This is a genomic window from Acinetobacter sp. NBRC 110496, from assembly GCF_000876115.1.
GTDB lineage: Bacteria > Pseudomonadota > Gammaproteobacteria > Pseudomonadales > Moraxellaceae > Acinetobacter.
Genome location: NZ_BBTF01000006.1, coordinates 132,747 through 146,575, shown reverse-complemented (window position 1 = coordinate 146,575; position 13,829 = coordinate 132,747). Strand labels below are relative to the sequence as shown.

The 13,829-nt window shown below is 41.4% G+C and carries 12 protein-coding genes; 3 read left to right on the top strand and 9 right to left on the bottom strand.

Features of this window, described 5'->3' with window-relative positions:
- From tolA to Aba26S_RS05495, 9 genes are all read right to left on the bottom strand, one after another.
- A partial coding sequence (tolA, locus tag Aba26S_RS05535) for a cell envelope integrity protein TolA (RefSeq protein WP_043970546.1) occupies positions 1–790 on the bottom strand: 790 nt, incomplete at its 3' end.
- A gap of 3 nt (positions 791–793) precedes the next feature.
- Entirely contained in the window at positions 794–1,246 is a 453-nt protein-coding gene (tolR, locus tag Aba26S_RS05530) for a protein TolR (protein WP_043970544.1), read from the bottom strand.
- A complete protein-coding gene (gene tolQ / locus Aba26S_RS05525; protein ID WP_005242694.1) occupies positions 1,246–1,944 on the bottom strand; it encodes a protein TolQ in 699 nt (232 codons plus the stop codon). The genes tolR and tolQ overlap by 1 nt, the downstream gene beginning before the upstream one ends.
- Positions 1,945–1,968: 24 nt before the next feature.
- Positions 1,969–2,376, bottom strand: coding sequence for a tol-pal system-associated acyl-CoA thioesterase (gene ybgC / locus Aba26S_RS05520; protein WP_005242693.1), 408 nt, complete (start codon positions 2,374–2,376; stop codon positions 1,969–1,971).
- A gap of 132 nt (positions 2,377–2,508) precedes the next feature.
- Entirely contained in the window at positions 2,509–3,417 is a 909-nt protein-coding gene (locus tag Aba26S_RS05515) for a hypothetical protein (protein WP_043970542.1), read from the bottom strand.
- A gap of 92 nt (positions 3,418–3,509) precedes the next feature.
- A complete protein-coding gene (gene ruvB / locus Aba26S_RS05510) occupies positions 3,510–4,505 on the bottom strand; it encodes a Holliday junction branch migration DNA helicase RuvB (RefSeq protein WP_005242691.1) in 996 nt (331 codons plus the stop codon).
- 7 nt (positions 4,506–4,512) lie between these two features.
- Positions 4,513–5,118 (bottom strand): Holliday junction branch migration protein RuvA, encoded by a 606-nt coding sequence (gene ruvA / locus Aba26S_RS05505; RefSeq protein WP_005242690.1) that lies wholly within the window; start codon positions 5,116–5,118, stop codon positions 4,513–4,515.
- A gap of 9 nt (positions 5,119–5,127) precedes the next feature.
- Positions 5,128–5,802, bottom strand: a complete 675-nt coding sequence (locus Aba26S_RS05500; RefSeq protein WP_043970539.1) for a hypothetical protein — start codon at positions 5,800–5,802, stop codon at positions 5,128–5,130.
- Entirely contained in the window at positions 5,802–7,142 is a 1,341-nt protein-coding gene (locus Aba26S_RS05495) for a deoxyguanosinetriphosphate triphosphohydrolase (RefSeq protein ID WP_043970537.1), read from the bottom strand. The genes Aba26S_RS05500 and Aba26S_RS05495 overlap by 1 nt, the downstream gene beginning before the upstream one ends.
- A gap of 212 nt (positions 7,143–7,354) precedes the next feature.
- Between Aba26S_RS05495 and Aba26S_RS05490 the strand changes: the two genes are divergently transcribed.
- From Aba26S_RS05490 to Aba26S_RS05480, 3 genes are all read left to right on the top strand, one after another.
- Entirely contained in the window at positions 7,355–7,864 is a 510-nt protein-coding gene (locus tag Aba26S_RS05490; protein ID WP_026040125.1) for a hotdog fold domain-containing protein, read from the top strand.
- Between the two features lie 250 nt (positions 7,865–8,114).
- Positions 8,115–11,945 carry a phosphoribosylformylglycinamidine synthase gene (gene purL / locus Aba26S_RS05485; protein WP_043970534.1) on the top strand — a complete coding sequence of 1,277 codons (3,831 nt, stop codon included), beginning with the start codon at positions 8,115–8,117 and terminating at the stop codon, positions 11,943–11,945.
- Between the two features lie 664 nt (positions 11,946–12,609).
- A complete protein-coding gene (locus Aba26S_RS05480) occupies positions 12,610–13,824 on the top strand; it encodes a multidrug effflux MFS transporter (protein WP_043970532.1) in 1,215 nt (404 codons plus the stop codon).
- Positions 13,825–13,829 lie beyond the last annotated feature (5 nt).

The following is a 13,829-nucleotide window of genomic DNA, read 5'->3' as shown; positions in this document are numbered from 1 at the left end:
TTGCATCTGCATTCGCCTTACGTTTTGCATCGGCTTCCGCGCGAGCTTTGGCATCAGCATCGGCTTTACGTTTTGCGTCCGCCTCAGCTTTTGCTTTCGCATCTCGTTCTGCTTTACGTTTTGCATCGGCTTCAGCACGAGCCTTGGCATCAGCTTCTGCTTTGCGTTTTGCATCTTGCTGGGCTTGAAGTTTTGCGTTCTCGGCAGCTTTTTGCTGTCTTAATTTCGCATCTTGTTCCGCTTTTTGGCGTGCTTTGGCTTCCGCCTCGGCTTTGGCAGATTGTTCAGCTCTATGTTTTTCAGCCTCTGTTCTCGCCTTTGCCTCAGCTTGGCGTTTGGCTTCAGCGTCTGCACGTTGTTTTTGTGCTTGCGCTTCTGAGAGTTTACGTTGTTCTTCAACCTGCTGAGCTCGCGCAGCTTCATCGGCTTTACGTTTTTGTTCGGCAAGCCTGGCTTGCTGAGCCTGTTCAGCTTTTTGCTTTTCAGCAGCAAGCTGTTGCGCAGTTGGCAGTGGAGGAATTACGGGAATATTCTCAGGCAAGCTCTTATCAACAATTGGACTTTCAACCTGTTCAGCTTGGTGATCTGCTGTGACTTGTTGTTCTGGTTGCTGTAAAGACTGAGGTAAATCTTCTGGCTTCACCAAAATAGTGGTGAGTTTTTTAGGCTGTTCAGGTGGTTTACTCAAGCCTAAAAACAGTAAGCCAACAATCGCGATTGCATGGACGCCAAGCGTGAAACCCAGCGCAATCGCATTTTGTTTAAAAGGTGGCTCTTGAAATTTCTTCATAATTTATTTTAAAGACTTTGTGAGTAAGCCCACTTGGGTAAGGCCTGCTTCTTGTAGGCTCGCCATGAGTGAAACCACTTCACCATATGGACGAGATTTATCACCATTAACCAAAACTGTCAGTTGTTTGTTGTCTTGCTCTGCTTGAGTTTGAGCTTCACTTAAAACATTTTCCAGTTCTTTGAGCGAAAGAGGGTCGCTGCCTTTATGTTCTTGGTATTGCAAAAAGATATTGCCATCTTTACCAATCGTTACCAGAGCAGGCGTATCTTTGGACTCGATAGGGTGATTATTGGCTTGAGGTAGATCTACTTTAATACCACTGGTGATCATAGGTGCTGTCACCATGAAAATGACCAATAACACCAACATCACGTCGATATAAGGAACGACGTTCATATCACTTTTGAGTGGCTTTTTAATGCGTTCAAAACGTCCAGATCGTTGAATCGCCATTATGCATCTTCCTGTGTCGTTCCAATCGCTTGACGCTGTAAAAGAGCAACCATTTCTTCTGCAAATAAGGCACGATCTGAATAGGTTGATTCACCTTTAGCGGTAAAGTGGTTAAACGCAAGTACCGCAGGAATTGCTGCAAATAAACCAATTGCAGTTGCAATGAGGGCTTCTGCAATACCAGGTGCAACAGTTGCCAAAGTCACTTGATCAACGGCAGCAAGACCAATAAAGGCATTCATAATGCCCCAGACCGTACCGAACAAGCCGATATAAGGAGCAACAGAGCCGATGCTGGCAAGTGAACCTAAGCCTTGCTCTAGACCACCTTGATCACGGCTTAGGCCAACACGAAGAATACGTTCGGTTCCTTCGATGGTTTGATTGGTATCGGCTTTACGTTTCTGTAATTTGAAAAACTCACCTAAGCCTTGGTAGAAAATATCTTCTAGACCACGGCGCTTAGAATTGAGTTGTGCATTGTTATAAAGGGTATTTAATTCGGCACCTGACCAGAACATTTTTTGAAAATGCTCATCCTCTTGTTCTGCTTTTTTAAAGCCCATATGAAGTTTAGCGATCAAATACCAGCTAAAAATTGAAGCAAGAAGTAAGATCAGCATGACCAGTTGTACAACAGGACTTGCTTGTAAAATTAGGTCAGAAATATGCAGGGAAGATTCTAAGTTAGTTGCCATAAGTCGCTGTGCCGAAAGTTTATTTTAGTCCTGTGCTAACTCTTTTTGAATTAGATCACGAATTTCATCAGGAAGTCGACGTGGCATTAACTCTTTATTTAAACATGCCAACACAACCTCACCTGAAGCCAGCAAGATTTCACCACGATAAATATTTTGTTGCAACACAAAAGATGCGGCTTTACACGAAATAACACGTGCTGTAACGGTAATTAAATCATCCATTAATATTGGGCGTACATATTTGACCTGAATCTGATGTACCACGAAGCTGTAATCTTTTTGGTGCCAGTAGTGATCAACACCAGCTGCACGTAACCATTCGGTACGAGCACGTTCCATAAAACGTATATGGTTGGCATGGTAAACGATACCGCCTGCATCTGTATCTTCGATATAAACGCGAATGTTGAACTCAAAATGATTGGCCATTTCTATTACCTATTTTTGCGTACTGTGAGCAATCAGGAATGATATTGCCTCAAGAGAGCTAAGGAAATAGTAATAAATAACATATTGTTGACCTAGATAAAAAAAGAGGCCCTATCTAAGGGCCTCTTTTTTTTAATAGTTGAGTTCTTCCCAAGCGACGACTTTAGGAAAGCCAGGAACGGTAGTCCCATTCGCATAAGCACGCATTAACGCTTTATAGTCAGTGGTTCTGGTAATAGTGATTGAATTTTTATTGTTGTTGGTGTCTTCAATAAAAATCTCCGCAAAGCTTGGATAAAAAGCCAAAGCATCTTCGACACTTCCAAATTTGATTTGATTGTCAAAATTTACAGAGAATTCTTTATTATTGTTTGTCCCAACTAGACGTCCTTTGGTAATTGATCCAGTTGACCAAGGTTCAAAGCTATAGTTTGTGAGTTTATAGACTTCTGTATATCTATTATCAGCCCATGTGAATTCCATTTGAGCAATGTCATATTTGAAGGGACGAGTATCAGCATAATAAGATAGACTACTTTTGCTTCCATTAAAGGTTGTTATTTCATTATCAACTTCTACTTTAAATTGGTTCAGTGTCGTATCGATTTTAAAGTTATCCTGTGACCAGTATCCTTGTGAGCTAACACTTCCAGATAGGAACATTGGTTCCTCAGAAACAGGTTGAATCACGCCATCTTTTGTATACTGTAGATCACATTTATTCAGCGTAACCATTTGACTACTTCTGCTAAAGCTTCCTTCTTTATTTCGGCAGAAGGCTTTGTAGCCCATTTTTTCTCCACCTTGTATTAAATAAAAAACGGATTCGGCAAGTGTAATGGTATCAATGAGCTGATTTTCATGAATACTTGATAAATTGATAATCGGAGCATAAATCAATTCAAGATTTTCTGGTTTGCTATAATCTAGTCTTTCTTTACCTTGAAATGAATTTCCGTTATTTGCATTATCACCTCCACCCCCGCAGGCTGTTAAAAATAAGCTACTCAAAAATACGGCAGTTAATGTTTTAATTTTCATTGTTACCCTAAAAATAATGAGATGATTAGAATGACGTATATGCTATTCTAATCATCTCATTATAAGAAGCATTTAATTAAAAATATTTAATATTATTCAGGCGGCGTCATACCAAATTGTAAATATGCCATATTGGTTGCAATACGACCGCGTGCAGTCCGCATCACATAACCTTGCTGAATCAAATACGGTTCAATTACATCTTCAAGCGTTCCGCTATCTTCCGCCATGGCTGCGGCTAAAGCTTCAACACCAGTTGGTCGTCCTTCAAAACGTTCCAGTAACATGCTGAGATAACGCCGATCGAGCGTATCTAAACCTGCTTTATCGACATTGAGCATGTCCAAAGCCCGTTGTGCCATTTCCTGAGTCACTTCACCTGTGCCTTTGACTTGGGCATAGTCACGCACACGGCGTAATAATCGATTGGCAATACGGGGTGTACCTCGTGCACGACGGGCGATTTCTGTTGAGCCTTCGTGAGTAATCGGCACATCCATCAAGTTGGCAGAACGTGTCACAATATGGGTCAGGTCTTCAACTGAATAAAACTCTAAACGTTGTACGATCCCGAAACGGTCACGTAAAGGAGAGGTTAAAAGACCTGCACGTGTTGTTGCCGCGACTAAAGTGAAAGGGGGGAGATCTAGCTTAATTGAGCGGGCAGCAGGACCTTCACCAATCATAATATCGAGTTGGTAGTCTTCCATGGCTGGATAGAGAATTTCTTCGATCACTGGGGAAAGACGATGAATCTCGTCAATAAACAGCACATCACCTTCTTCCAAATTGGTCAGCATGGCAGCAAGGTCACCCGCACGTTCCAATACAGGGCCAGAAGTTGACTTTAGATTACCGCCCATTTCTCTTGCGATAATATTGGCCAACGTGGTTTTCCCTAAACCTGGAGGGCCAAAGATCAAGGTATGGTCGAGTGCTTCACCACGGCCACGCGCTGCACCAATGAAAATTTCCATTTGTTCACGAACCACAGGCTGACCAATATAGTCAGCCAATGAGGTCGGACGAATGGCACGATCAAAATGATCTTCAGGTTTTTCTGTTCCGCTAATAAGACGATCTTGCATATATCTATTACTTCATCATGGATTTAAGCGCAGCACGGATAATGTCAGCCGATTCAGTATAGTCTGCTTTGACTGCTGCCACTGCTTTTTGTGCTTCTGCTGGTTTATAGCCCAACGATTGTAAAGCGGCTTCCGCTTCCGCAACAGGTGAATTTGCCATAAATTGAATTTGAGCAACTGCTGCATTTGTCGTACCGCTGGTTGAATGCGCCAACGCTTTGAAACGGTCACGCAACTCAATCATTAAGCGTTCAGCTGTTTTCTTGCCCACACCAGGAACTTTAATCAGTGTATTAATATCATCATGTTCAATCGTGTGAATCAGTAGCTCTACGCTCAGTGTTGATAAAATGCCTAAAGCCATTTTAGGGCCAACGCCATTCACTTTTAATAAGGTACGGAAAATGGTTTTTTCCTGTGCATCACTGAAACCATAAAGTTGCTGAGCATCTTCACGAACAACTAGATGCGTCCATAAAGTGACTTTCTGTCCTTTTTGTAATTGGCAAAATGTCGAAAGTGGTGTGTCAATTTCATAGCCAACGCCATTTACATTGAGTAATACGGTTGGGGCTTCTAGGGCAAACACTTCGCCAATTAAACATCCGATCATTGAGTCTTTTCACTTATTTGTTAATGGTTGAATAGTAGATGCCATTTGTTCTAAACGCAAAATGGCTTTTAGAATTTCTTTACGATTTCGCGCAGATTTTATCCAAGCAGGCAAGCGGCTTAAGTAAGCTTTATTCTTATTGGTATAGGTTCTCTGTCTTAGCTCTGCAGAGATGTAAGCTTTCAAATCATTTAACTGTTCTGTGTTATACACGAAAATGAGACCATGCCTTGTTGCTATATTCAAATACAAACGATAGCCAAAAAAAGGATCTGTATTGATTTCAAATCCTGTCTTTCTCGGGATTTTATGGATAAATAACGTATAGGGTGAATTATATACTTTTTCTTTTTGGCAGAAATCACAGCTTAATTTTATAAAAGGCGGAAGAACACTCGGCTGAGCATAAGATTGAGAAAAGTTATATTTTCCACGCTTACAAGAGCAGGTTTGATTAATTTCTACGTTGATCTCGTCAAAATAGCCTAAGTTGTTTTGTTGCTGCTGGTCTTGATCAAAAGTTTTACAACAGGATAAACAGCTAAAAACAATGCTTTTTTTAGGCTGATTAGGTAATTCTTGCTGAAAGACCTGAGCGTTGCTCTGACAAAATGGGCATACCACTAAAACAGGGGCATGTGTAAAACTATCCCAGGTCTTACCTTCATCAATAAATCGCTTCATTAAAAAAAGCCTATTTTATTACCTTGCAACTCTTGGGCCAAGCTATAAGCCTGATGATCCGAGAACTTACTAATAATATCGAGGACTTGCATAATATTATTATAGTGGTTGTTTTGCAGATTTACCCCTGAATGTTGCAAGATTGACATCAAACGCTGTTCTTTAAAGCTTAAGGTCTTATGTGGCATGGTCAAGGGGATAAAGGCGTCCAAAATCGTTTGAAGGCTTTGGTGTGCAATAATCTCCAAACCAGATTTCTGGGGATGTTCAAAAATACGGTCTCTGGCGAGATTTTTTGCGGTCTGAATGCCTGCTTCAATATCGGGTGAGCAATATTGTAATAAGCTACCTTTAAGTTGGCCGGTTAAAATTTCATAATGATGTTTGGCAAAAGCGGTGGTGACTTCATCGACGAGACGCTTCATGACACGGCCACGTAGAGCGGCAATTTTTTGCTGCCATGTGGTATGCGGTAATTGTAATTCTTCAGGATAACCATAATCCGCAATTAAATTCAGAAAAATCGGTTCAACTTCGGCATAGTTCAACATATTTAGAATAATGCCATCTTCTAAATCGATCAGTGCATAGCAAATATCATCAGCGGCTTCCAATAAATAAGTCAATGGATGACGGCAATAGTGATAGTCACCCAGTTGAATCAGACCAAGCTGTTCTGCAAGTTGTTTTAAAATTTCTTTTTCAGATTGATAGCAACCAAATTTTGCACGTTGATGTGAGGGCGTGTCGCCTTGTTCTTCAATCGTTTTTGAGAGCCATGGATATTTTAAATAAGCACCCAGTGTTGCACAGGTTAGACGCATGCCGCCATCATCAGGGTGGTAATCAATACGACTTAAAAGCCGAAGTCCTTGGGCATTACCTTCGAATTGGCGTACATCGGCTGCTTCTTCTGGCGTGAGTCTAGCCAGAAAGTCTCGATGCGAAGCATCATCAAACCATTCACGAATGGCATATTCACCCGCATGACCAAATGGGGGGTTACCAATGTCGTGTGCCAGACAGGCTGCCTGGATAATTGCCCCGACATCAGCAGGGGAAATCCACATTGGTAGTTCGTCTTTGATCTTTTCTGCAGCGAGCATGCCCAGTGAACGTCCGATACAAGAAACCTCTAGGGAATGAGTAAGGCGGGTGTGAATACCATCATGTTGAGTTAGTGGATGAACCTGTGTTTTTCTATTCAACTGACGAAAACTTTGGGAAAATATAATTCTGTCATAATCTTTATGGAAAGGGCTTCGAGCCAATTCTGTACTGCTTTTTTTACTACCTAAGCGAATTGCAGAAAGCAATTCTAACCAACGCATTTGTTCCATTTATCATTATTCACTATGAATTCAGTTTTATCATGCCAAAAAAAAGATTAAAGCACTAGAGTAGGGCGACATAAGTTGTCTTAATTAATTTGGCTGCTTAATTGTAAAAGCACTGATCTGTCTTTTTTGACAGTTATAAGAGCTTAGTGGGCGATATAGCTATTAATATACACATGTTATTTTGTGGGCTATTTGAACATGCTGTAGCTAAAATGAAAAATTCAATCCATGATTTAAATGGCAAGATAAAAAAGTACACACAGCTCCAATCAAACACAGTATTGCTTGCCTATCAGATATTACAAAAAATACCGGGTGGTTTAACGGTACTTTCAAATGTCATTAGTCGAGTTGCTCCTTATTTCCGTACAGTTAACCCGGTCATTACAAAGCTAGAGATTGATTTTTGCCAAGCAGTTATGTCTAAACGTAGAGCTGTTGAAAATCACATCGGAACAGTACATGTGATTGCAATCTGCAATGGTTTAGAGTTTGTGATGGGCGTTGCTGTAGAGGCGTCAATTCCAGCACATCTTCGATGGTTACCCAAAGGGATGCATGTTGATTATGTCTCTAAGGCGAATTCTGATATTCAACTGAGCGCAAAGATTAACGAGGATTGGAAGGTGGGGGATATGCAGGTAGAAGTCATCGCCAAACGAAATGATGGGCAGCCGGTTGTAAAAGGTTATATCACGATTTGGGTAACTGAAAAGAAATAATAAAGTCAAAAAATATAGGGAAAAGCAACCAAACTTAAACATATAGCTTAGTTAGATTAATTTAAATGAATTGTTACGAATAAAGTAAAATTGGGAAAGCTACAATAAATTAAGCGATTTGAAGCAGAAAACTCTGATTTTTAAGATGGATATGGCTAGCTGAAATGCGCCTTTCACAGTAGAATATGCGCTCTCTCATAAGTCACATGGCGGTGGGATCGTTAGACCTGCCCGTGGAGCCAAACTCAACATGTTTATCGTGGCCGGTGCATCAGCACATTCTTCTTTTAAGAAAGCTCAACTCTTAAACCGTTTAACGTCAATGAGTTCTGTTCAATCTTTTGACAGCCAGTGGGTTTATTTGTTTGATCAAGCGCTCAGCGAGCAGCAACATCAATCGGCATTACAACTTTTAAACGATGGTCAATCTTTCGAACTTCGCCAAGCTGCAAGTGATGAAATCCAGATTTTAGTGACACCACGTATTGGCACCATTTCGCCGTGGTCATCTAAAGCAACCGATATTTTCCAAAACTGTAATACCCCAATTCACCGTTTAGAACGTGGTCTACTGTTTACACTGAAAGGTGTAAAAGAGATTTCGAATGAAGTGAAATTGGCTTTACATGACCGTATGACAGAGAGTGTTTTTGCTCATATTGATGATGCAAAAGCTTTATTCTCAGAAACCGCACCGAAGCCATTGAACTCAATTGATATCTTGGGTCAAGGAAAAGAAGCGTTAGTTAAAGCCAACAATGAGTTTGGCTTTGCTTTATCTGAGCAAGAAATTGATTATTTAACTGAAGCATTTACCAAGCTCGGCCGTAATCCAAATGATATTGAATTGATGATGTTTGCTCAGGCAAACTCTGAACATTGTCGTCATAAAATCTTTGGTTCTGAATGGACAATTGATGGTGAAAAACAACCATTATCTTTGTTCCAGATGATTAAAAATACTTATAAAGAATCTCCAACGGATGTGTTGTCAGCATATAAAGATAACGCGTCTGTGATCGTGGGTTATGACACTATGCGCTTTTATCCGAAAGCGGATGAAAATGGTCACTTCGTTTATAAATATAAGAGCCAAGCCGCTCATATCCTAATGAAGGTTGAAACACACAACCATCCAACTGCAATTGCTCCATTTGCGGGCGCTGCGACAGGTTCGGGCGGTGAAATCCGTGACGAAGGTGCTACAGGTCGTGGTGGTAAACCTAAAGCAGGTTTAACTGGCTTTACGGTTTCAAACCTCAATATTCCTGGTTTTGAACAACCTTGGGAAGAAAACTACGGTAAACCTTCACGTATGGCATCGCCATTACAAATCATGATTGAAGGGCCATTGGGTGGTGCGGCGTTTAATAACGAATTCGGCCGTCCTGCATTGAATGGTTACTTCCGTACCTTCGAACAGAATGTCAATGGCGAAGTGAAAGGCTTCCACAAGCCAATCATGATTGCTGGTGGTTACGGCAACATTCGTCCTGACCATGTTGAAAAAGATGCGATTCAACCGGGTGACTTGCTCATTGTATTGGGTGGCCCTGCAATGTTGATCGGTCTTGGCGGTGGTGCAGCATCTTCTGTAGACAGCGGTACCATGGGCGAGAGCTTGGACTTTGCTTCGGTACAACGTGAAAACCCAGAAATGGAACGCCGTTGCCAAGAAGTGATTGATACCTGCTGGCGTTTAGAAGACTTTAACCCAATCGTGTCTGTACATGATGTCGGTGCGGGTGGTTTATCCAATGCTATGCCTGAGCTTGTGAATGATCATGAGTTAGGTGCAGTATTGAATCTTCGTAAGATTCCATCTTTAGAGCCGGGTATGAGCCCAATGGAAATCTGGTCAAATGAAGCACAAGAGCGTTATGTCCTTGCGATTCGTCCAGAATCTTTAGAACAATTTGAAGAAATTTGTGCACGTGAGCGTTGTCCGTTTGCGGTACTGGGTGAAGCGACTGAAGCGCGTCACTTAACCGTTGAAGACCCATTGTTTGAAAACAATGCGGTTGATATCCCAATGCAAGTGATGTTGGGTGGCACGCCACGGATGCAACGTGCTTATGAAACGATTGAGCGCATAGGTAATGACTTTGATGCTGCAAAAGTTGATTTGAAAGATGCGATTTTCCGCGTTTTGAAAAATCCAACGGTTGCATCTAAATCATTCTTAATCACCATTGGTGACCGTTCGATTACCGGTATGGTTGCTCGTGACCAAATGGTCGGTCGCTGGCAAGTACCTGTTGCGGATGCAGCAGTCACCACCACAAGTTTACAAGGCTTTACAGGTGAAGCAATGGCCATGGGCGAACGTCCACCAGTGGCCTTGTTAAATCCTGCTGCATCGGCTCGTTTAGCGGTTGCTGAAGCGATTACCAACATTGCTTGTGCCAACATCGAACAAATCAGCGATATCAAACTTTCTGCAAACTGGATGGCTGCGGCGGGTCAAAAAGGTGAAGACCAAGCCTTGTTTGAAGGCGTGAAAGCGATTGGTATGGAAATGTGCCCTGCATTAGGCATTGCAATTCCAGTTGGTAAAGATTCACTTTCAATGCGTACCACGTGGAATGATGGTGAAGACAAAGCGGTGACTTCACCGATGTCAGGTGTCATTACTGCATTTGCGCCAGTGTTAGATGTGCGTAAAACATTAACGCCTGAATTGAAAAACTTAGCCGATTCAGTATTGGTTCGTATTGATTTATCTAAAGGGCAGTTCCGTTTAGGCGGCTCGATCCTTGCGCAGGTGTATAAAGCCATTGGTTCAGTAACCCCTGATGTCGATAGTTTTGATGACTTCAAAGCATTCTTTGCCTTGATTCAAGACTGGAACAATCGTGGCGTGATCAAGGCTTACCATGACATCGGCGATGGCGGTCTATTGGCAACTGTCGCGGAAATGATGTTCGCATCTCGTTTAGGTGTGGCATTAGAAAATCAAACCACTGAAAGCTTATTTGCTGAAGAAATTGGTGCTGTGCTGCAAATCACAGCGGCTGATTGGGCACAGTTAGAAGTTGAAGTTGCAGCGTCAAGTCTGAAAGATGCAATTGCGGTTGTAGGTCGTGTCAATACCACTGATCAATTGGCTGTCAATGGTTTAACTTTAGAGCGTGCTGAATTACAACAAGCATGGGCTGAGGTATCACATCAGATCCAGCGCTTACGTGATAATGTTGAAACTGCTGATCAAGAGTTTGCTTTAATTGCAGATCAAAACCACAAAGGTTTAATTGCGCAAGCAACTTATGATTTAAATGAGCCAGTCGAAGCACCGTTTATCAATACCCGTCGTCCAAATATGGCCATCTTGCGTGAACAGGGTGTCAACGGTCATGTTGAAATGGCGGCTGCATTTGATAAAGTCGGCTTTAATACCATCGACGTACACATGAGTGACCTACTTGCAGGTCGCGTGAGCTTGAGCGACTTTGAAGGTTTAGTGGCATGTGGCGGTTTCTCATACGGTGACGTGATGGGCGCTGGCGGTGGCTGGGCGAAATCAGTATTGTTCAATGCAAAATTGCGTGACCAGTTTGAGCAGTTCTTCCATCGTGAGAGCACTTTTAGCTTAGGCGTATGTAATGGCTGTCAAATGATGTCGCAACTTGCACCACTAATTCCAGGTGCTGAGCATTGGGGCCGTTTCCACCGCAATACATCAGAAGTATTCGAAGCGCGTGCAGTCAATGTTCGCGTAGAAAAATCAGTTTCTGTATTGCTTGAAGATATGCAAGGTTCGATTTTACCAATCGCAGTTGCACATGGTGAAGGTCGTCTGGTTGCAACTGAACAGCAAATTGCTGCTTTAAATGCTGAGAACCAAGTGATCTTGCGTTATGTGGATAGCTTGGGTCAACCAACGCAACACTATCCATTGAACCCGAACGGTTCACCTGAAGCGATTACAGGTTTAACTTCTAAAGATGGTCGTGCAACCGTGATGATGCCGCATCCTGAGCGTAACTTCCGTGCTTTACAGCACTCTTGGAAGCCTGAAGATTGGGCAGAAGATGGTGCTTGGCTACGTATGTTCCGCAATGCACGTAAATTTATTGGTTAATTAAAATATAAATGCTTGAAAATGCCACTCTTGAGTGGCATTTTCTTTATCATGGATGCATGAATAAAATCATGGAATATTAAAAGAAAAGAGAGCCGGACACTCAGAAAAAATGAATAACCTTCAAGAATTAGAAAAACTAAATAGCTTAAGTTTTAAGCTACTAATTTTTTTACCACTGATCAATTTTCTTGGAAGTCTGCTATTGGCAAAGGCAGGATTCAGCTTTCAGGTGATTTATATTTTTTATCTAGCTTGCGTCATCTTACAAATTATTATTTTTATAAAAGATCGAAAATTTTTGAAGGAAAAACACGCCTTTTGTCCTGCATGGGAGTGGTTTATCTTATTCCCAGTCTATGTCTATAAAAGGCAAAGAAATAACTTTTTAAACCTAAACTATTTTTATATCAGTTTAATCCTATTTATATGCAATGCTGTGATAACTACATATTTAAAAAACTTATAGGTATCATTCATCTAGGTTAAATGTTTGCAAGATAAATTGTTTCTCGGAACGATAATGGTAAAAATCATATTAGGATGAGTGAAATTTTACCTCGATTTTTGATATCGTTTTATTGCTAGAATCAAGCAAAAATGATGTGTATTGACCTAAGTAACTTAGTTCATGCAGCTAAAATGGCCAGTAATGGGAAGCACAATGAAATCAAAAATCCATTTCCGCGAGTTTGCATTACTGATGGCATTGCTGATGTCCATTGTCTCTTTTTCGATTGATGCAGTTTTACCTGCACTGGGTGAAATTGGAAAAGTTTTTAGTCTACAAAATAATAATCAGGCGCAATGGGTCATTATTAGTATTTTCTCAGGAATGACCATTGGGCAACTTATTGCAGGGCCATTGTCCGATGCGATTGGGCGGAAACGGATTTTATTTACAGGCATCCTGATCTACTTTTTGGGCAGTTTATTGTGCTATTCCACTCAAAGTTTTGAATGGTTTTTAGTTGGTCGCTTTATTCAAGGTATTGGTGTTTCTGGGCCTTATGTGGCTTCGATTTCGATTGTTCGGGATAAATACAGTGGTGCTCAAATGGCACGTATTATGTCGCTGATCATGATGGTATTTATGGTGGCACCTGCAGTTGCGCCGAGCTTGGGACAGCTGATCATCCATTTCTTTGGCTGGCGTGATATTTTTGTGCTGTATATGATCTATGCCACAGTCGTTGGAGCATGGGTCGCTTTACGACTGGAAGAAACGCTAATTCCTGAAAATCGTTTGCCGATGCGGGCACAAGCATTTAAGGATGGCTTTAAAGAAGTGGTAAGTAATAAAACCACCATGAGTTATTTGTTATGTGCAGGCTTTTGCTTTGGTGGGTTTATTGGCTATCTCGGCACTTCACAGCAAATTTTTATGCAGCAATTTAGCAAAACAGGACAGGAGTTTAGTGCCTACTTTGCATTATTGGCAGGTGTGATGGGGATTGCATCTTTTACCAACTCTAGAATTGTTCTGAAATTTGGGATGCGGCCTATCTGTATTTATGGCTTTCTAGGTCTTAGCCTCATTTCCTTGCTGTTTCTTGTGATCCAGCTTGCAGGTGTATCTATTTCCTTCTGGATGTTTATGCTCTATGCCTGCATCCTATTTTTATTATTTGGAACTTTGTTTGGTAATCTCAATGCGATTGCCATGGAGCCGATGGGACATGTTGCGGGCATGGCTTCTGCAATTATTGGGGCATCGTCTTCAGTTTTATCTCTCATTTTGGCCTCGATTATAGGCCAGTTGTATAATGGCACTTTAATTCCAATGACCAGTGGCTTCGTGATCTTATGTGGCTTAGCTTTCTTGATGACCCAGTATGAGAAAAGACATTTAAAAATTCTTGGAAATACGTCAGATTGAATAAT

Excerpts from the sequence above, each read along its gene's own strand:
- Aba26S_RS05500 (WP_043970539.1), bottom strand. The coding sequence starts at position 5,802 with ATGAAGCGATTTATTGATGAAGGTAAGACCTGGGATAGTTTTACACAT.
- ruvA (WP_005242690.1), bottom strand. The coding sequence starts at position 5,118 with ATGATCGGATGTTTAATTGGCGAAGTGTTTGCCCTAGAAGCCCCAACC.
- purL (WP_043970534.1), top strand. The coding sequence starts at position 8,115 with ATGTTTATCGTGGCCGGTGCATCAGCACATTCTTCTTTTAAGAAAGCT.
- Aba26S_RS05515 (WP_043970542.1), bottom strand. The coding sequence starts at position 3,417 with ATGAAAATTAAAACATTAACTGCCGTATTTTTGAGTAGCTTATTTTTA.
- tolR (WP_043970544.1), bottom strand. The coding sequence starts at position 1,246 with ATGGCGATTCAACGATCTGGACGTTTTGAACGCATTAAAAAGCCACTC.
- ruvB (WP_005242691.1), bottom strand. The coding sequence starts at position 4,505 with ATGCAAGATCGTCTTATTAGCGGAACAGAAAAACCTGAAGATCATTTT.
- Aba26S_RS05490 (WP_026040125.1), top strand. The coding sequence starts at position 7,355 with ATGAAAAATTCAATCCATGATTTAAATGGCAAGATAAAAAAGTACACA.
- tolQ (WP_005242694.1), bottom strand. The coding sequence starts at position 1,944 with ATGGCAACTAACTTAGAATCTTCCCTGCATATTTCTGACCTAATTTTA.
- ybgC (WP_005242693.1), bottom strand. The coding sequence starts at position 2,376 with ATGGCCAATCATTTTGAGTTCAACATTCGCGTTTATATCGAAGATACA.
- Aba26S_RS05480 (WP_043970532.1), top strand. The coding sequence starts at position 12,610 with ATGAAATCAAAAATCCATTTCCGCGAGTTTGCATTACTGATGGCATTG.
- Aba26S_RS05495 (WP_043970537.1), bottom strand. The coding sequence starts at position 7,142 with ATGGAACAAATGCGTTGGTTAGAATTGCTTTCTGCAATTCGCTTAGGT.